The 16,472-nt window shown below is 68.0% G+C and carries 16 protein-coding genes; 5 read left to right on the top strand and 11 right to left on the bottom strand.

Features of this window, described 5'->3' with window-relative positions:
• Window positions 1–15 precede the first annotated feature (15 nt).
• Window positions 16–1,092, top strand: a complete 1,077-nt coding sequence (gene queG / locus KUD94_RS06930) for a tRNA epoxyqueuosine(34) reductase QueG (RefSeq protein ID WP_218239056.1) — start codon at window positions 16–18, stop codon at window positions 1,090–1,092.
• Between the two features lie 71 nt (window positions 1,093–1,163).
• On the opposite strand, the gene KUD94_RS06925 is transcribed toward queG, so the two are convergent.
• The 4 genes from KUD94_RS06925 to KUD94_RS06910 form a co-directional block, all read right to left on the bottom strand.
• Window positions 1,164–2,069 carry an AEC family transporter gene (locus tag KUD94_RS06925; protein ID WP_218239055.1) on the bottom strand — a complete coding sequence of 302 codons (906 nt, stop codon included), beginning with the start codon at window positions 2,067–2,069 and terminating at the stop codon, window positions 1,164–1,166.
• Window positions 2,066–2,458, bottom strand: a complete 393-nt coding sequence (locus KUD94_RS06920) for a DUF1850 domain-containing protein (RefSeq protein WP_218239054.1) — start codon at window positions 2,456–2,458, stop codon at window positions 2,066–2,068. Before KUD94_RS06920 ends, KUD94_RS06925 begins: the two co-directional genes overlap by 4 nt.
• Before the next feature lie 4 nt (window positions 2,459–2,462).
• A complete protein-coding gene (locus tag KUD94_RS06915) occupies window positions 2,463–4,496 on the bottom strand; it encodes a TRAP transporter permease (RefSeq protein ID WP_218239053.1) in 2,034 nt (677 codons plus the stop codon).
• 66 nt (window positions 4,497–4,562) lie between these two features.
• A complete protein-coding gene (locus KUD94_RS06910) occupies window positions 4,563–5,519 on the bottom strand; it encodes a TAXI family TRAP transporter solute-binding subunit (protein ID WP_218239051.1) in 957 nt (318 codons plus the stop codon).
• A 116-nt stretch (window positions 5,520–5,635) separates the two neighbouring features.
• On the opposite strand from KUD94_RS06910, the gene xerD reads away from it, so the two are divergent.
• Window positions 5,636–6,553 (top strand): site-specific tyrosine recombinase XerD, encoded by a 918-nt coding sequence (gene xerD, locus KUD94_RS06905; RefSeq protein WP_218239050.1) that lies wholly within the window; start codon window positions 5,636–5,638, stop codon window positions 6,551–6,553.
• Window positions 6,554–6,568: 15 nt separating this feature from the next.
• Here xerD and KUD94_RS06900 read toward each other — a convergent pair whose 3' ends face one another.
• From KUD94_RS06900 to KUD94_RS06890, 3 genes are all read right to left on the bottom strand, one after another.
• On the bottom strand, window positions 6,569–7,834 hold the full coding sequence (locus KUD94_RS06900) for an EAL and HDOD domain-containing protein (RefSeq protein WP_218239049.1): 1,266 nt from the start codon (window positions 7,832–7,834) through the stop codon (window positions 6,569–6,571).
• Window positions 7,835–7,862: 28 nt separating this feature from the next.
• Window positions 7,863–9,119: an EAL and HDOD domain-containing protein gene (locus KUD94_RS06895; RefSeq protein WP_218239048.1), complete on the bottom strand. Its 1,257-nt coding sequence runs from the start codon at window positions 9,117–9,119 to the stop codon at window positions 7,863–7,865.
• Between the two features lie 68 nt (window positions 9,120–9,187).
• A complete protein-coding gene (locus tag KUD94_RS06890) occupies window positions 9,188–9,994 on the bottom strand; it encodes a ferritin-like domain-containing protein (RefSeq protein ID WP_218239047.1) in 807 nt (268 codons plus the stop codon).
• 42 nt (window positions 9,995–10,036) lie between these two features.
• On the opposite strand from KUD94_RS06890, the gene KUD94_RS06885 reads away from it, so the two are divergent.
• Both KUD94_RS06885 and KUD94_RS06880 read left to right on the top strand, forming a co-directional pair.
• The gene (locus tag KUD94_RS06885; protein WP_218239046.1) at window positions 10,037–10,561 is read left to right on the top strand and encodes a gamma carbonic anhydrase family protein; all 525 of its coding nucleotides are present in this window, start codon (window positions 10,037–10,039) and stop codon (window positions 10,559–10,561) included.
• A 10-nt stretch (window positions 10,562–10,571) separates the two neighbouring features.
• Window positions 10,572–11,537, top strand: coding sequence for an Hsp33 family molecular chaperone HslO (locus tag KUD94_RS06880; protein ID WP_218239045.1), 966 nt, complete (start codon window positions 10,572–10,574; stop codon window positions 11,535–11,537).
• 16 nt (window positions 11,538–11,553) lie between these two features.
• Here KUD94_RS06880 and KUD94_RS14840 read toward each other — a convergent pair whose 3' ends face one another.
• Window positions 11,554–13,308, bottom strand: coding sequence for a methyl-accepting chemotaxis protein (locus KUD94_RS14840; RefSeq protein WP_218239044.1), 1,755 nt, complete (start codon window positions 13,306–13,308; stop codon window positions 11,554–11,556).
• A 198-nt stretch (window positions 13,309–13,506) separates the two neighbouring features.
• Here KUD94_RS14840 and KUD94_RS06870 point away from each other — a divergent pair, with 198 nt between their 5' ends.
• Window positions 13,507–14,505: a LysR family transcriptional regulator gene (locus KUD94_RS06870; protein WP_218239043.1), complete on the top strand. Its 999-nt coding sequence runs from the start codon at window positions 13,507–13,509 to the stop codon at window positions 14,503–14,505.
• Here the strand turns inward: KUD94_RS06870 and ftsB are convergent.
• From ftsB to KUD94_RS06855, 3 genes are all read right to left on the bottom strand, one after another.
• On the bottom strand, window positions 14,466–14,759 hold the full coding sequence (gene ftsB, locus KUD94_RS06865; protein WP_218239042.1) for a cell division protein FtsB: 294 nt from the start codon (window positions 14,757–14,759) through the stop codon (window positions 14,466–14,468). The genes KUD94_RS06870 and ftsB overlap by 40 nt on opposite strands.
• Before the next feature lie 34 nt (window positions 14,760–14,793).
• Window positions 14,794–16,080 carry a phosphopyruvate hydratase gene (eno, locus tag KUD94_RS06860; protein WP_218239041.1) on the bottom strand — a complete coding sequence of 429 codons (1,287 nt, stop codon included), beginning with the start codon at window positions 16,078–16,080 and terminating at the stop codon, window positions 14,794–14,796.
• A 101-nt stretch (window positions 16,081–16,181) separates the two neighbouring features.
• Window positions 16,182–16,472: a DUF1330 domain-containing protein gene (locus KUD94_RS06855; RefSeq protein ID WP_218239040.1), complete on the bottom strand. Its 291-nt coding sequence runs from the start codon at window positions 16,470–16,472 to the stop codon at window positions 16,182–16,184.

Raw genomic sequence — 16,472 nt, 5'->3', positions numbered from 1 at the left:
TCTACAATCGGCGAGATGGTGGACGGCGACAAACTGCTGGTGCAGATCCGCACCTGGGCGCGCGAGCTGGGATTTTCCCAAATCGGTGTCTCGGGCGTGGACCTGTCCTCGGCCGAGCCGGACTTTCTCGACTGGCTGGCCAAGGGCTACCACGGCGATCTGCATTACATGGTGCAGCACGGCAGCAAGCGTACCCGCCCGGCCGAGCTGCTGCCCGGCACCTTGAGCGTGATCACCGCGCGCATGCCCTACCTGCCGCGCGCCACGCCAGCCGACTGGGCCGCGCGCGAGCGCGCCCGGCTGGAGCAGCCGATGGAGGGCGTGGTCTCGCTCTATGCCCGCGGGCGGGACTACCACAAGGTGGTGCGCGCGCGGCTGAACAAATTGTGCGAGCGCATCGCCGAGGCGGTGGGGCCGTTTGGCCACCGCGCGTTTTCCGACTCGGCCCCGGTGCTGGAAAAAGAGCTCGCGCGGCGCAGCGGCCAGGGCTGGCAGGGGCTGCATTCGCTCATCCTCTCGCGCGATGCGGGTTCAATGTTCTTCCTGGGCGAGATCTACGTCGATTTCCAGCTGCAGGAAACTGCGCCGGTCAGCGCCCACTGCGGCAGCTGCACCGCCTGCATCGACGTCTGCCCGACTCAGGCCATCGTCGCGCCGGGCGTGGTGGATGCGCGCCGCTGCATCTCCTACCTCACCATAGAGAACAAGGGCGCCATCCCGGAGGAGCTGCGCCCCCTGATGGGCAACCACATCTACGGCTGCGACGACTGCCAGACCGTCTGCCCCTGGAACAAGTACGCGCAAAAGACCGAGATACCCGACTTTGACGAGCGCGCGCCGCTCGTTGGTCAGCAGCTCGTCGATCTGTTCCTCTGGGATGAGGAGACCTTTCTCAAGCGCACCGAAGGCGGCCCGATCCGGCGCATCAACCACGAGCGCTGGCTGCGCAACGTGGCGGTCGCCCTGGGCAATGCCTTGCGCCAGGCGAGCGCTGCGCAGGCCGAGAGCATCCGCGCGGCGCTGCGGTCACGGCTGGATCATCCGAGCGCTTTGGTGCATGAGCATGTGGTTTGGGCTTTGAAGCAAGGTTGAAGCAAGCCACTTGAAATTACAAGCCAAATCGGCCTAAAACGCTTGCCCAGCAGGTGCAAGCAGCTATTGTTTCAGGAGAGAAACCGCAAAGCCAAAGGCAGGCTGGCCAGCGCCACGATGTGCGACAGCGTGATCAGCCCCGCCACATACGGCCCGCGGTAGCCCATCTGCACCGCCAGCACATAGCAGCTCGATGCGGTAGGCAGGGCGGCAAAGGCGATGAGCACGCTGGCCTGCACCGTGCCCAGCCCCAGCAGCCGCGCCAGCACCCAGGCCCACAGCGGCATCAGTACATGGCGGATGGCGAGCACGCCCGCCGTCAGCACCCGGCTGTTTTGCAACTGGCCCCAGTGCATGCCTGCGCCCACCGCCATCAGGCCCAGCGGCACCGCAGTGGCGCCCACACGCTGCAGTTGCGGCGTGAGCCAGCCGGGCAGCGCAAGGCCCGCGAGGTTGAATGCCAGGCCAGAGACAGTGGCGATGATCAAGGGGTTGCGCGCCAGCTCGTGCAGCACTCGGCTTTCGCTCTGGCGCGCCATGGGCCAGACGGCGGCCACGTTGATGAGGGGCACGCACACCCCGATCAGGATGGCCACGGCCTGCGAACCCGCTTCGCCCGCCAGGCGCGAGGCCAGCGCCAGCGCGATGTAGGAGTTGAAGCGAAACGCCACCTGCGCCGCGCCCGCATGCTCGCGCGGCGCGATGTGGCGCGCCAGCAGCGGCAGGTGCGGCAGGCTCCAGGACAGCGCGATGCCGCCGCAGCTCAGCAGCAGGCCCGCAGCAATCAGACTGGAAGCGGGGCCTACCTCGATCGGGCTCTTGACGATAGACAGGAACAGCAGGATGGGAAACAGCAGGTAGTACACCAGCCGCTCCAGCGGATGCCAGACGCTGCGGTTGAGCGGCGTGAAGCGGCAGATCAGCCAACCCGCGAGGATTAGGGAAAAATCCGGCAGCAGCAGCGCAGCGACGTTCATTGGGCGCAGGGGCTGAGCAGCGTGATGCCGCCGTCCGAGGGCAGCAGCTCGGCCATGGGGCGGCAAGAGCCGCCGGTGCACAGGTCGAAGTCGGCGGTGAACTCCGAGCGGGTGAGACGCAGCGGCGTCTGCGGCCAGCGCGCGGGCTGGTAGCGGTACCAGCCATCGACCAGGCGCGCATCGGGCGGCGGCTCCATGCCGGCGGCCGAGCCGCGAATGCGCGCCGCGCCCGCTTCCAGGCGCGGCGGCCCGGCATGCACCAGGTAGTCCTCCTCCCAGCGCTGCTTTTCTATCGAATGCGTCCAGGCGAGCGTGAAATGCGCGCCCGGCACAAAGACCGGCGCCGCATGCGCCGCCGCGGCAAGTGCCAGACAGATGCCCAGAGCCATGCGGCTAGGCCTGCAGCGCCACCGGCCGCGCGCGCGTACGCCACCAGTGCCAGACGATGAACAGCGCGCAGCAGGCCATGCCGGCTTCGTCCGTCCAGGGCACGGCCGCTACCAGCAGGCAGGCGGCGGCAATCGCAAACAGCCGCTCGAACCAGTTGAGCCGCCCGCGCAGGTAGCCGATCGCGCCCGCGCCCCAGAAGCCCACGGCGACGATGGCCTTGAACGTCACCCAGGCGATCGCCAGCACGCTCGTGCTCTGCGCCATCAGCGCCGGGTCGTAGACCGCCATGTAGGGCACGATGAAGCCGGCGATCGCGATGCGCACCGCCTGAAAGCCGATCTTCATGCCGCTTTCGTTGGCAATCGGCGCCGCGGCAAACGCGGCCAGCGCCACCGGCGGCGTGAGGTCGGCCATGATGCCGAAGTAGAAGACGAACATGTGCGACACCAGCAGCGGCACGCCCAGCTTGAGCAGCACCGGCGCGGCCAGCGAGCTGGTGATGATGTAGTTGGGGATGGTCGGTATGCCCATGCCCAGCACCAGGCAGATCAGCATGGTGAAGAACAGCGCGAGGAAGAGGTTGTTCTCGCCGATCGCGATCACCTGGCCGCCCAGTTCGGCCGCTACGCCGGTGAGGTTGATCACGCCAATGATCACGCCGACGATGGCGCAGGCCGCAGCCACCGGCAGCGCGTGGCGCGCGCCGTCGGCCAGCGCGTTGATCGCCAGCTTGCGCGCGTCCTGCCCGGTGCGGCGCAGGTAAGTCAGCGCCACCAGCAGCGCGGTCACCACGAAGAAGGTGCCCACGCCAAACTGGAAGAAGCCCGCGCAGGCCAGGCCCAGCAGCACCCAGAAGACCACGCGCAGCGTGGTGCGCCTGACACCCGTGAGCACGGCCGAGCCGAAGATCAGCACCACGGTGAGCGCCAGGCCGATCGTGCCGGAGAACATCGGCGTGTAGCCGGCAAACAGCAGCCACACCAGCCCGATCAGCGGCAGCAGCAGATGCCAGCGCTGGCGCACCGCCGTCCAGGGGTTGGGGCATTCGTCCTTGGGCAGGCCCAGCAGCCCTTTGCGCCCGGCCTCCAGGTGCACCATCCAGAAGGCGGTGAAGAAGTAGAGCATGGCCGGAATCACCGCGGCCTTGACGATGTCCACATACGGCACGTTGATGGTCTCGGCCATGATGAAGGCCACAGCCCCCATCACCGGCGGCATGATTTGCCCGCCCATGCTGGCCGTGGCCTCCACGCCGCCGGCAAACGCGGGCGCGTAGCCAAAGCGCTTCATCAAGGGAATGGTGAACTGTCCCGTGGTCACCACGTTGGCCACGCCCGAGCCGTTGATCGTGCCCATCAGCGCCGACGAGATCACCGACACCTTGGCCGGCCCGCCCTTGGTGTGGCCCACGGTGCCCATGGCGAAGTCGGTGAACAAATCGATCATCCCGGCCTGCTCCAGGAAGGCGCCGAACAGGATGAACAGATAGATGTAGGTCGAGGAGACGTAGGTCGGCGTGCCGAAGATGCCTTCGGTGCCGAAGGACAGCGTGCTCAGGATCTGGTCAGCGCCATAGCCGCGGTGCGTGAGCAGCCCCGGCAAGTGCTCGCCAAACAGCCCGTAGGCCAGGAAGATGCCGCAGATCACCGGCAGGCCCCAGCCCATGGCGCGGCGCGTGGCTTCGAACACCAGCGCCAGCATGACGATGCCGACGAACCAGTCCCAGCCGACGATCTCGCCGGCGCGCGCCGTCAGGTCGGACTCGAAGATCCAGTAGTAAAAGCTGCAGACAAAGCCAAGCAAGCCCAGCGCCCAGCCGGCCACGCGCCCGATGCGCGCCAGCGGCGCCGGTGCGCCCTTGAACGGCGGGTAGAGGATCAGCACCAGCCAGATCACGAAGCCTACGTGGATCGCGCGTATCACCTGGCTGGACATGGGCTGGAAGGCCGCGGTCCAGATCTGAAAGCTGGAAAACAGCACCGCCACCCAGAAGGCGGCGCCGCGCAGCGGCACATGTTCGATGTCCGGATCGCTCATGAAAGGGGTTCCAGTCTCAAAAAAGCCCCCGGGCGGGGGCTGGGTTGGGAGCGTGCCTGCGCCGCCTTACTTGATGACGCCGACTTCCTTGTAGTAGCGCTCGGCCCCGGGGTGCAGCGGCACCGGCATGCCCTTGACGGCGTTCTCCAGCTTGATTGCCTTGGCCGCGTTGTGCGCGGCGTGCAGCGTCTCCAGGTTGGCGTAGAGCTGCTTGGCCATCTCGTAGGCGAGCTCGTCGGAGAGGCCCGAATGCGTGACGAGGAAGTTCGGGATGGCGGCCGTCTGCACGTCCTCGGTCTGGCCGGTATAGGTATTGGCCGGGATCACCGTGGGCTGGTAGGCCGGATCGCCCACCTTGGCGACCACGTCGGCGGGCACCGGCACGACGACGATCTTCACCGAAGTGGCCAGGTCGCGGATCGAGGCCACGCCCAGGCCCGCGGACTGCAGCGTCGCGTCAAGCTGGCGGTTCTTGATCAGCTCCACAGACTCGCCAAACGGCAGGTATTCGACCTTGCCCAGGTCCTGGTAGCTGAGGCCGGCAGCCTTGAGGATGGCGCGCGCGTTCAGTTCGGTGCCCGAGCGCGCCGCGCCCACGGACAGGCGCTTGCCCTTGAGGTCGGCCAGCGTCTTGATGCCCGAATCGGCGTTGGCCACGATCTGGATCACGTTGTTGTACGTGGCCGAGAGGCCGCGCAGCTTGTCCAGCTTCTTGGTAAAGCCCGCTTCGGCGTCGCCCTTCCAGGCGTCCGAGAGCGCGTCGCCCAGCGTGAAGGCCAGCTCGCCACGGCCCGCTTGCAGCAGATTGAGGTTTTCGGCCGACGCCTTGGTCACCTGGGCGGTGGCGCGGGCGTTGGGTATGGTCTTGCCATAAATCTGGGCGAGCGAGACACCCAGGGGGTAGTACACCCCGCTTTGCCCGCCGGTGAGTACGTTGACGAAGGTCTGCTGCGCCATCGCGCCCGGGGCCATGAAGGCGGCGCTCAGGCCGATGCTGCAGCAAAGCGTGCGTATCCAGCGCATGGGGGTAACTCCTTTGTGTGACACGAGAGGGGGCAGAATAGCGCAAGAGCGGCGCTTTGCCGCCGCCAGCTTCAGCAACTTCCTAGGGATTTCCCCCGAAATCGGGGCGATCCGCGATGCCCAGCCCCGAGCCTCCGCAGCCCGACGACGCCCAGCACCCGCTGGTGGACCGCTTTGCCGACGCGCTGTGGCTGCAGGACGGCCTGGCGGCCAACACCTTGCAGGCCTACCGGCGCGATCTGCGCGCGCTGGCCGCCTGGCTGCAAGAGCAGGGCGGCGACCTGCTGCAGGCCACGGAGGCGCAGCTCAACGGCTACTTTGCGGCGCGCCATGCGCGCACCCGCGCCAGCACCGCCAACCGGCGCCTCACGGTGTTTCGGCGCTTCTACCACTGGGCGCTCCAGCAAGGCCTGGTGGCGGCCGACCCGACGCTGCGCCTGCTGGCCGCGCGCCAGCCGCCGCGCCTACCGGGCACGCTCAGCCAGGCCCAGGTGGAGGCGCTGCTGGCCGCGCCCGACACCGCCACGCCGCTGGGCCTGCGCGACCGCGCCATGCTCGAGCTGATGTACGCCAGCGGCCTGCGGGTGAGCGAGCTCGTGGGCCTGAAGGTTTTTCAGCTCGGGCTAGCCGAAGGCGTGGTACGGGTGCTGGGTAAAGGCAGCAAGGAGCGCCTGGTGCCGCTGGGCGAGCTCGCCGGCGACTGGCTGCAGCGCTATCTGGGCGAGGCGCGCGAAGCCATTCTCGCCGGCCAGCAGAGCCAAGATTTGTTCGTGACGCGCCGCGGCGGCGCAATGACGCGCGTGATGTTCTGGGTGTTGGTGAAAAAGCATGCGGCCAGCGCCGGCATCACCGCGCCGCTGTCACCGCACACGCTGCGCCACGCCTTTGCCACCCATTTGCTCAACCACGGCGCAGACCTGCGCGTGGTGCAGCTGCTTCTCGGCCACGCCGACATTGCCACCACCACCATCTACACCCATGTGGCGCGCGAGCGCCTCAAGCAATTGCACGCGCGCCACCATCCGCGCGGCTGAAACCGGCCCGCTGCCTCAGGCGTTGCCGGCCAGCAGGTCGTCGGCCCAGGTGAGTGCCTGCATGTGCGCCATGTTGATCTGGTGGCCCGACATGTGCAGCTGGCCGGCGGCGCGCGCAAAGGCCTCGTCGTCGCCTGATTCGCAGGCGCGCGTGAGCTCCAGGAAGGGCGCGAACACGCCCTTGTGGTGCAGCAGCGCATCGACCACGGACTCGGGCAGCGACACGCTCTCCAGCGCGCGCTCCAGCGGCACGCCGAGCATCACGTCCAGCAGCGAGAACACGCCGACCACGAAGGCGTTGTCCGCCTCCTCGGGCGGCAGCATCTCGGCGGCCAGCAGCTCCATCAGGCGCCCGCGCACCACTGCGGTCTGGCCCACCGCCAGCGGTGTGCCGGTATTGCGCGAGGTGGTGAGCAAGAGCGCGGCCCAGCGAAACAGCTTCTTCAGGCCAAGAATCATCACCGCATGGCGAAACGAGGTGATCTCCATCGACAGCCCGAAGCCCGAGGAGTTGATGAAGCGCAGCAGGTTGAAGGACAGCGTCGGGTCTTTCTTGAGCAACTGCTCGATCTCGTCGATCTCGCCCTGCTTGCGCACCAGGTTGATGAGCTGCAGGATCACCGCCTGCGAGGGCCGCAGCGTCTTGGCCTTGACCTCGGTGGGCTTGGCGAACCAGTAGCCCTGAAACAGCGTCACGCCCAGCGCCGCCATGCGTTCGTACTGCTCGGGCGTTTCCACCTTCTCGGCCACCAGCGTGGCCTTGGGGCAGGAGGCGCGCGCAAACTTCACCAGCGGCTCGCTCAGCTCGGGCTTGAAAGCCAGCATGTCCAGCTTGATGAAGTGGGCCAGCGGCAGCCAGGCGGCGTAGGCCTTGCGCAGCGCGTTCTGGTCCAGCGCAATGCGAAAGCCGCGCTCCCTGAGCGCCTGCAGCACGCCGACCTTGCTCTCGATCTCCTCGCTGCTCGCCTGCGGGCCGAGCACCGGCACCTCGAGCACCACTTTCTGCGGATGGATCAGCTCCAGGTGCGCGCCCACCAGGCTGTCGTGCGTGCAGTTGATGAAGACGGTGTTGCGCCCTATGAGGTTTTCCGATCCGGCGTAGGACAGGGCGTTGAACAGCACCGCCGCATCGGTGGCGGCGGTGTGCTCGTGCGCGCCGGTGCTGCGGTCGAACAGTTCGTAGCCAAAGACGGCGCGCTGGCTGTCCAGGATGGCCTGGCGGGCGATGACGATGGCGTTGTCCGCCTGCGCGGCGGCGGTGCTTGCGGCAGATTCAGTCATGGAAAAACCTGTGGGGCGACGCGGCAAGTCACAGCTCGCACATCTGGTCGGACCAGGCCAACGCCTGCAGATGGGCCATGTTCACTTGCTGGCTGGTAAGCGGGGTATTTTGCAGTGCGCTGTAGAAGTCGGAGTCGTCGTTGGTCTCGCAGGCGCGTACCAGCAGCAGCAACTGGCCCAGGCGCCCCTCGTGGTGCTCGATCTGGTTGACGATGGTGCCAGGCAGCCCGAGCAGTTGCAGCGCCTTGTCCAGCGGCATGCCCAGCATCTGGTCGAGCATGGAGAACATGCCCACGAGGAAGGCCTCGTCGGCCTGCTCCGCGTCCAGGAACTCCTGCGCCAGCAGCTCCATGAAGCGCCCGCGCACCACCGCGGTCTGGCCCACGGCCGGCGGCGGGCCGCCGTGGCGCGCGGCGGTGAGCAAGAGCGCCGCCCAGCGAAACAGCTTCTTGAGCCCGAGCAGCATCACCGCCTGGCGAAACGAGCTGACCTCATGGTGCAGACCCAGCCCGGCCGAATTGATCAGGCGCATGAGGTTGAAGGCCAGGCCTGCGTCCTTCTTGAGCACTTCCTCGATCTCGTCGGTGCTGGCCTGGCGGCGCACCAGGTTGAGCAACTCCACGATGTGCGCCTGCTGCGGGCTGAGCAGCTTGGTCTGCACCAGCGCCGGGCGTGCGAACCAATAGCCTTGAAACAGCTCCACGCCGAGCGAGGAGACCATGTCGTACTGCTGCGCAGTCTCTATCTTTTCGGCGATCAGCTCGGCCTTGCTCGAGCGCTGCGCGTAGTTGATCAGCACCGTCGCCTGGTCGGCGGGCAGCACCGACAGGTCGAGCTTGATGAAGTCCGCCAGCGGCAGCCAGGGCGCGTAGGCCGATTCCAGCACCGTCTGGTTGAAAGCCAGGTGAAAGCCGCGCTCGCGCAGCGCGGCGAGCAGCGGCTGGCGCGCCTGCACCTCGTCGGCCGCGGCCAGGCCGAGCGACGGGATCTCGAGCACGATTTTCTCGGGGTTGACCAGCTCCAGGTGCCCGCCCGAGAGGCTTTCGTGCGTGCAGTTGACGAACAGCAGCGACTTGCCCACCAGCTCTTCGGCGCCGGCGTGCGAGAGGGCGGCGAACATCACCAACACGTCGCTCGCTGCGGTGTGGTCGCTGCGGCCGTGCGAGCGGTCCAGCAGCTCATAGCCCACCACGGTCTGCCTGCCGTTCATGATCGCCTGGCGCGCGATCATGGCCCCGCTCAGGGCGCCCTGGCTGGCCGTGGTGCTTGCGGAGGTGTCGGTCATAAACGCTGTCGTTTCCCGGGTAGGCGCGCGAGCGCCAGCTTGCGGGCCATTGTAGGCAAGGCGTGGCCTCAGTCCGAGGGCTGGCTCAGCCAGCGCAGCTCTTCGTCGCTGAAGCCCGCGGCCTGGCGCGCCGCCAGGTTCAGCGGCGGCTTGGCGCGCGGTGCGCCATGGCGTGCGGCCAACTGCGCATAGTGGGTCAGAGGCTGCAGGCCGTCGCGCCGGCACAGCCAGTGGTACCAGTGGTTGCCGATGGCGACATGGCCGATTTCCTCACGCAGGATCAGCTCCAGGATGTCGCAGGCCGCAAGCGCGTCCGGCGTGCCGACCTGGCGCAGCTTGCGCTGGATCTGCGGCGTTGCGTCCAGGCCGCGCGCTTCCAGCGTGCGCGGCACCAGGGCCATGCGCGCGACGATGTCGCCCGCGGTCTTCTCGCACATGCTCCACAGCCCCTGGTGCGCGGCAAAGTCGCCGTAGTCGTGGCCCAGATGCACGCGCAGGTGCTCGCGCAGCAGGCTGAAGTGGCGCGCTTCCTCGGCGGCGACGCTCAGCCAGTCCAGGTAATACGCGCGCGGCATGCCGGCAAAGCGCCAGATCGCATCGAGCGCGAGGTTGATCGCATTGAACTCGATATGACAAATTGCATGGATCAGCGCCGCGCGCCCGCGGGCGGTGGCGGGCGAGCGCCGGCCCAGCGCGGTGTGCTCTACCAGCACGGGCCGCGCGGGGTGGCCGGGCAGGTCGGGCGGCTCGGTGAACACCGTCTCGGTTGCTATCTCAAGCGTAGCTGTTCGCGCTTGCAGGGCAAGCGTTAGAGCCGGTTTTTCTTCAATATCGGTCAGGCCCAGCAGGTGCAGGGCGCGGCTGCGCAACTCCATCCCTACAATTGTAGTTTTGAGCGTTTCAGGAAGGTGACCCCGATGGCGATCTATGCACTCGACGGTCTGGCGCCGCAGGTGGCGGCAACGAGCTGGGTGGCCGACAGCGCCCAGGTCATGGGCGGCGTGACGCTGCAAGAGGACAGCAGCATCTGGTTCGGCGCCGTGGTGCGCGGCGACACCGCCCACATCACCGTGGGCGCAGGCAGCAACGTGCAGGACGCCAGCGTGCTGCATGCCGACGAAGGCATGCCGCTGACCATAGGGCGCGACGTGACCATAGGCCACATGGTGATGCTGCACGGCTGCACCATAGGCGACGAATCGCTGATCGGCATAGGCGCGGTGGTGCTCAACGGCGCGAAGATCGGCAAGAACTGCCTGGTGGGCGCGGGCGCCCTGGTCACCGAAGGCAAGGAGTTTCCCGACGGCTCGATGATCATAGGTTCGCCCGCGCGCGTGGTGCGCACGCTCAGCGTCGAGCAGATTGAGGGCTTGCGCTGGAGCGCGCGCCATTACCAGGACAATGCGCGGCGTTTTCGCGCCGGGCTCAAGCGCCTGGATTGAGCGGCGCCCGGTGTCCGAACTCCAACGCTTCCTCTTTGACGGCCTGCCGGTGCGCGGCGCCATCGTGCGTCTGGACGACGCCTGGCGCGAGCTGCTCGCGCGCCGCGCGGCCAACACCGAAACCGGCGCCTACCCCGGCGCCGTCGCCCGGTTGCTGGGCGAGATGCTGGCCGGCGCGGCGCTGATGCACGCCCACGTCAAGTACGACGGCACGCTCATCCTGCAGATCGCCGGCGACGGCCCGGTGCGCCTGGCGGTGGCGCAGGTGGACAGCAGCCTGCAGTTGCGCGCGACCGCCTCGGTCGCGGCGCCGGTGGCGGACGACGCGCAGCTTGCCGAGCTGGTCAATGGCGGCGGCGCCGGGCGCTGCGCGATCACGCTGGACCCGCGCCAGCGTGCGCCCGGCCAGCAGCCCTACCAGGGCATCGTCGCGCTGGCCGACGATGCAGGCAAGCCTTTTGCCGAGCTCGGCCAGGGCTTGCAGCACTACATGCAGCGCTCCGAGCAGTTGCCCACGGTGCTGGTGCTCGCCGCCAATCAAGAGGTGGCGGCGGGCCTGCTGGTGCAGCGCATGCCCTTGAGCGGCGAAGGCAATCTGGGCGAGCGCGAATTGCCGCCCGACCTGGACTTTGAGCGCATTGCGACGCTGGCGGCCAGCTTGCGCCGCGAAGAACTGCTGACGCTCGCGCCCGCCGAGGTGTTGCGGCGCCTGTTCTGGCAGGAACGCCTGATGGCGTTTGCGCCGCTCACCGGCGCGCAAGGGCCGCGCTTTGCCTGTACCTGCTCGCGCGAGCGCGTGGCCGAGATGCTGCGCGGCCTGGGCGAGCCTGAGGTGAACTCCATCATTGAAGAGCGCGGCGAGGTCGAGGTGGGCTGCGAATACTGCGGACGCCAATACCGCTTTGACGCGATCGACGCGCAGCAGCTCTTCACGGCAGCCGGCAAGCAGCCGCCGCCGCCTTCGCGCGTGCAATAGGCGCGGCGGGGGCGCCTCAGAACGACTCCCACTCCCCTTCGCTGGCGCCGGCCGCAGCCGGTGCGGGCGCCTGGGCATGTGCCAGGCGCGGCGCGCTGCGGCTGCTGGCGGCCGCCACCTGCTTGCGCGGGCCGGCAGCCGTCGCCTGCGCTGGCTGCGGTGCGGGCACGGGCACCGGCGCGGCGCGCGGGGCGGGCGCCGGCCGGACATCGGCGCCGGCGGCCAGCTTGAACACCGCCACCGCCTGCACCAGTTGCTGCGCCTGGCCGCGCAGGCTGGCAGCGGCTGCGGCCATCTGCTCGACCAGCGCGGCGTTTTGCTGCGTGGTCTGGTCCATCTGCGTGATGGCCTCGCCCACCTGCGCCACGCCGCCGGCCTGCTCGCTGCTGGCTGCGCTGATCTCGGCCACGATGTCGGTGACGCGCTGGATGCTTTGCACCACCTCGCCCATCGTGGCGCCGGCCTGGTCGGCCAGGCGGCTGCCCTGGTCCACGCGCTCCACGCTTTCCTGGATCAGGCGCTTGATTTCCTTGGCCGCCTCGGCCGAGCGCCCGGCCAGCGAGCGCACTTCGCCGGCCACCACGGCAAAGCCCCGGCCCTGCTCGCCGGCGCGCGCGGCCTCCACGGCCGCATTGAGCGCGAGGATGTTGGTCTGAAACGCAATGCCGTCTATCACCCCGATGATGTCGGCAATGCGCGTGGAGCTCTCGTGTATGCCCCGCATGGTCTGCACCATCTGGTCTACCGCGCCGCCGCCGCGCACCGCCACTTCCGAGGCATTGCGCGCCAGCTGGTTGGCCTGGCTGGCGCTGTCGGCGTTCTGGCGCACCGTGGCGCCAAGCTCTTCCATCGAGGCGGCGGTCTGCTCCAGCGCGCTTGCCTGGCTTTCGGTGCGCGCCGACAAGTCCTGGTTGCCCTGGGCGATTTCGCTCGCGGCCACCGCCACGCCGTCCGAGCTGGCGCGCACCTGGCCGACCACTGCGGCAAGTCTGTCCTTCATGGCCGCAAGCTGCGCGATCAGGCTGGCACTGTCGCCCTCGCGCACCGCCATGTCGCGAGTGAAGTCGCCCTGCGCCACGGCGGTGGCCAGTTGCGCCGCCACGGCCGGCTCGCCGCCGAGCTCGCGCAGCAGGCTGCGCGCGATCAGCCAGCCCAGCGCCAGCGCCAGTGCCAGCGCGGCGAGGCCCAGAGCGAGCAGCAGCGTGACCGCCTGGCTTGCCCCCGCGCGCGCGCGCTGACCCTGCTCGGTCGCGGCGCCGGTCTCGGCGGTGATCACGGCCTGGATGGCGCTCTTGTAGCTTGCAAGCACCGGGCGCAGCTCGTCGTTGAGGAAGTTGCGCGCTGCCGCAGCGGTGTCGTTGAAGACCAGGTCGCGCAGCGCCTGCTCACCCTTGAAATACGCCGCGCGCTCGGCCTTCATCTTGTCCATCAGCGCGCGCTCCTGGTCGGTGCGCATGACGGGCTCGAGCTGCGCGAGCCAGGTGTCGGTGCTGCTGCGCGCCTGCTCGATCAGCTTGATCTGGGCCTCGCGGTCCTCCTTGTTGGTGCTGATCATGATGTTGCGCAGCGCAATCGCGATGGTGTTGGTTTCGGTCAGCAACTGATTGGAGGCCGAGATCGTGGGCATGGCCTCGCCCACCACGTCGTCCAGGCCCTGGGTGGTGCTGCGCAGCGCCAGCACCCCGGTGGCGATGCACACGAGCAGCAAGAGGCAGACGGCGCCGAAGCCGACGGTCAGACGCGTGCGAACTTTCCACTGAGACAGATTCATGGTCCTTGCTCCGGAAGATGCGGCACACCCGGCTTCGTGTGCCGGGGTCGGCCGCTCAGTGTGTCAAATGGTGACAGAATAAACGCTTTTTGGGTAGGGCAGCGCCTGCTTGGCAATGTGCAGGCTTGCAGCCGGGCAAGTTTCCGAGGCGGGGTAGCCGGTCCACTACAGTGTTTCATCCGCGCAGAGCAAGCCGCCATGGATTCCCTGGACCTGATACAGATTTTTCGCGAAGTCGCGCGCCGCGGCAGCTTTTCGGCCACGGCGGCGGCGCAAGGGGTGTCGCCCGCCAGCGTGAGCAAGGCGGTGGCGCGGCTGGAAGAGCGTTTTGGCCTGCGGCTGTTCAACCGCACCACGCGCAAGGTGTCGCTCACCGACGCGGGTCAACTGCTGTTCGAGCGCAGCAGCGCGCTGCTCGAGCTGATCGATCTGACCACCGGCGAGCTGCACGAGCGCGCCACCCGCCCCAGCGGCCGTCTGGCGCTGGCAATGCCCTACGGCCTGGTGGATTCCGACCTGCCGGCGATGCTCGCAGACTTCCTGCAGCGCTACCCCGACGTGCAGCTCGACATGCATGTGACCGACCGCGTCGTCGATCTGGCCGACGAGGGCGTGGACCTGGCCTTTCGCGTCGGGCCAATCCAGGACGAGGCGCTGATCGTGCGCCGTCTCTTGCCGCTGGACTACGTTGCGGCCGCCACGCCTGGCTACTGGAGCCGGCACGGCCGGCCCAGGGAGCCGCGCGACTTGCTCACGCATGCGCAACTTGCACACGGCCCGAGCGGGCGCGTGCTGCACTGGATGTTTGAGGTCAAGGGCGCGCCGCTGGAGCTGAGCCTGCAGCCGCGCGTGCACGCCAGTCTGCAGTCGGCATTGATCGCGCTGGCGCTGCAAGGCCTGGGCGTGATGTGGGCGCCGCGCCGTTCGCTTGCGCGCTGGCTGGACAGCGGCGAACTCGAAGGGCTGCTCGCGGAGTTTTCACCGTCCAATGTCTGGCTGCACGCCGCCTACATGCAGCGGCGCCACAACAGCGCGGCGCTGCGCGCCTTGCTCGCGCATCTGGATGCGTTTGTGCGGGCGTTTGAGCAAGGGCAAGGCGCGGAGCCCGCGCACCATGGCGCATCTGCTGCTGCGCTGGCGCCTGATGCCGCCCGGCCTCAGCGGCGCGGGCGGCGCTCGGGCACGACCTCGACGTAGACCTCGCCGGGCTTGACCATGCCCAGTTCGCTGCGCGCCTTTTCTTCGACGATATCCAGGCCCTGGCGCAGGTCTTGCACTTCGGCCTGCAGCAGCTCATTGGCTGCGCGCGCGCGGGCGTTGGCCTCTTGCTGCTGACGCAGCTCGGCGCGCATGCTCGCCACTTCGCTCAGGTTGCCGCGCCCGCTCCAGAGCTGCACGTGAATGAGCAGCAGCAGGAGCAGCAGCAGCAGGGCGACGGTGCGCGAGCCCAAGATGCAAACCGTGACCGTCAGGTCGCGGGCCGCTTCAGCGCAGGTTGTAGAACGCCGCGCGGCCCGGGTATTCGGCCACGTCGCCCAGGTCTTCCTCGATGCGCAGCAACTGGTTGTACTTGGCGATGCGATCACTGCGGCTCAAGGAGCCGGTCTTGATCTGCCCGGCGTTCAGGCCGACGGCGATGTCGGCGATGGTGCTGTCCTCGGTCTCGCCCGAGCGGTGGCTGACTACGGCGGTGTAGCCCGCGCGCTTGGCCATCTCGATCGCGGCGAAGGTTTCGGTGAGCGTGCCGATCTGGTTGATCTTGATCAGGATGGAGTTGGCCACGCCCTTGGCGATGCCTTCCTTGAGGATTTTGGTGTTTGTGACGAACAGGTCGTCACCCACGAGCTGCACGTTCTCGCCCAGGCGCTCGGTCAGCAGCTTCCAGCCGTCCCAGTCGCCCTCGGCCATGCCGTCCTCGATGCTGATGATGGGGTATTTGTCCACCCAGGTAGCGAGCATGTCGCTCCACTGCTGGGCATCGAGTTTCAGGCCGCCTTCGCCCTCCAGCACGTACTGCCCGTCCTTGTAGAACTCGCTGGAGGCGCAGTCCAGGCCGAGCGCAATCTTCTCGCCCGCGGTGTAGCCTGCGGCCTCGATCGCCTGCAGGATGAGCCCGATCGCGGCCTCGTGGTTTTCCACGCGGGGGGCAAAGCCGCCTTCGTCGCCCACGGCCGTGCTCAGGCCCTTGTCGGCAATGATCTTCTTGAGCGCATGGAACACCTCGGCGCCCCAGCGCAGCGCTTCGCGAAAGCTGTCGGCGCCTACGGGGATGATCATGAACTCTTGAATGTCCAGCCCGTTGTTGGCGTGCGCGCCGCCGTTGATCACGTTCATCATCGGCACCGGCAACTGGCAGCCGCCCATGCCGCCGAAGTAGCGGTACAGCGGCAGGCCGGCTTCTTCAGCCGCGGCGCGCGCCACGGCCATGGAGACGGCCAGCAAGGCGTTGGCGCCCAGGCGGGCCTTGTTTTCGGTGCCGTCCAGATCGATCAGGGTCTTGTCCAGAAAGGCCTGCTCGGAAGCGTCCAGCCCCAGCACCGCTTCGGAGATTTCGGTGTTGATATGGTGCACCGCCTTGAGCACGCCCTTGCCGCCGTAGCGGCTCTTGTCGCCGTCGCGCAGCTCGATGGCCTCGCGCGAGCCGGTGGAGGCGCCCGAGGGTACGGCTGCGCGCCCCATCACGCCCGATTCGAGCAGCACGTCGCATTCGACGGTGGGGTTGCCGCGGCTGTCCAGCACTTCGCGGCCTACGATGTCAACGATGGCACTCATGGCTTCTTCCTTCGATGGGTGTCAGAGCAGAGCAAGTCTGTTTCTGCATGAAAACGGGCTCAAACGCTTGACTGGCAAGCGCTCGCAGCTATCAAAATTGCTCAGGCGCCTTCAACCACGACCATGCGCATGGTGCAGGCGCCTTCGCGCGCCGCGCGCGCGGCGCGGTATTCGGGCGAATCCCAGTAGGTCTTGGCCGCCTCGACGCTGGGAAACTTCAGCACCACCGTGCGCCCCGGATCCCAGTCGCCCTCCAGGGTGTGCACCGCACCGCCGCGCACCAGCACCTCGGCGCCATGCACGCGGATGGCCTCGGTGCTGAGCTTCTTGTAGACGTCGTAGGCCTCGGGGTTGGTGATGTCCACCGACGCGATGATGTAGCCACAGGGCAT

The organism is Comamonas sp. NLF-1-9 (genome assembly GCF_019195435.1).
Lineage (GTDB): Bacteria > Pseudomonadota > Gammaproteobacteria > Burkholderiales > Burkholderiaceae_C > Comamonas_C.
This window is presented reverse-complemented; position numbering and strand designations above follow the sequence as displayed.

Coding starts and splice junctions, on each gene's coding strand:
- queG (WP_218239056.1), top strand. CDS start 16: ATGGTGGACGGCGACAAACTGCTGGTGCAGATCCGCACCTGGGCGCGC.
- KUD94_RS06925 (WP_218239055.1), bottom strand. CDS start 2,069: ATGAACGTCGCTGCGCTGCTGCTGCCGGATTTTTCCCTAATCCTCGCG.
- KUD94_RS06920 (WP_218239054.1), bottom strand. CDS start 2,458: ATGGCTCTGGGCATCTGTCTGGCACTTGCCGCGGCGGCGCATGCGGCG.
- KUD94_RS06915 (WP_218239053.1), bottom strand. CDS start 4,496: ATGAGCGATCCGGACATCGAACATGTGCCGCTGCGCGGCGCCGCCTTC.
- KUD94_RS06910 (WP_218239051.1), bottom strand. CDS start 5,519: ATGCGCTGGATACGCACGCTTTGCTGCAGCATCGGCCTGAGCGCCGCC.
- xerD (WP_218239050.1), top strand. CDS start 5,636: ATGCCCAGCCCCGAGCCTCCGCAGCCCGACGACGCCCAGCACCCGCTG.
- KUD94_RS06900 (WP_218239049.1), bottom strand. CDS start 7,834: ATGACTGAATCTGCCGCAAGCACCGCCGCCGCGCAGGCGGACAACGCC.
- KUD94_RS06895 (WP_218239048.1), bottom strand. CDS start 9,119: ATGACCGACACCTCCGCAAGCACCACGGCCAGCCAGGGCGCCCTGAGC.
- KUD94_RS06890 (WP_218239047.1), bottom strand. CDS start 9,994: ATGGAGTTGCGCAGCCGCGCCCTGCACCTGCTGGGCCTGACCGATATT.
- KUD94_RS06885 (WP_218239046.1), top strand. CDS start 10,037: ATGGCGATCTATGCACTCGACGGTCTGGCGCCGCAGGTGGCGGCAACG.
- KUD94_RS14840 (WP_218239044.1), bottom strand. CDS start 13,308: ATGAATCTGTCTCAGTGGAAAGTTCGCACGCGTCTGACCGTCGGCTTC.
- KUD94_RS06870 (WP_218239043.1), top strand. CDS start 13,507: ATGGATTCCCTGGACCTGATACAGATTTTTCGCGAAGTCGCGCGCCGC.
- eno (WP_218239041.1), bottom strand. CDS start 16,080: ATGAGTGCCATCGTTGACATCGTAGGCCGCGAAGTGCTGGACAGCCGC.
- KUD94_RS06855 (WP_218239040.1), bottom strand. CDS start 16,472: ATGCCCTGTGGCTACATCATCGCGTCGGTGGACATCACCAACCCCGAG.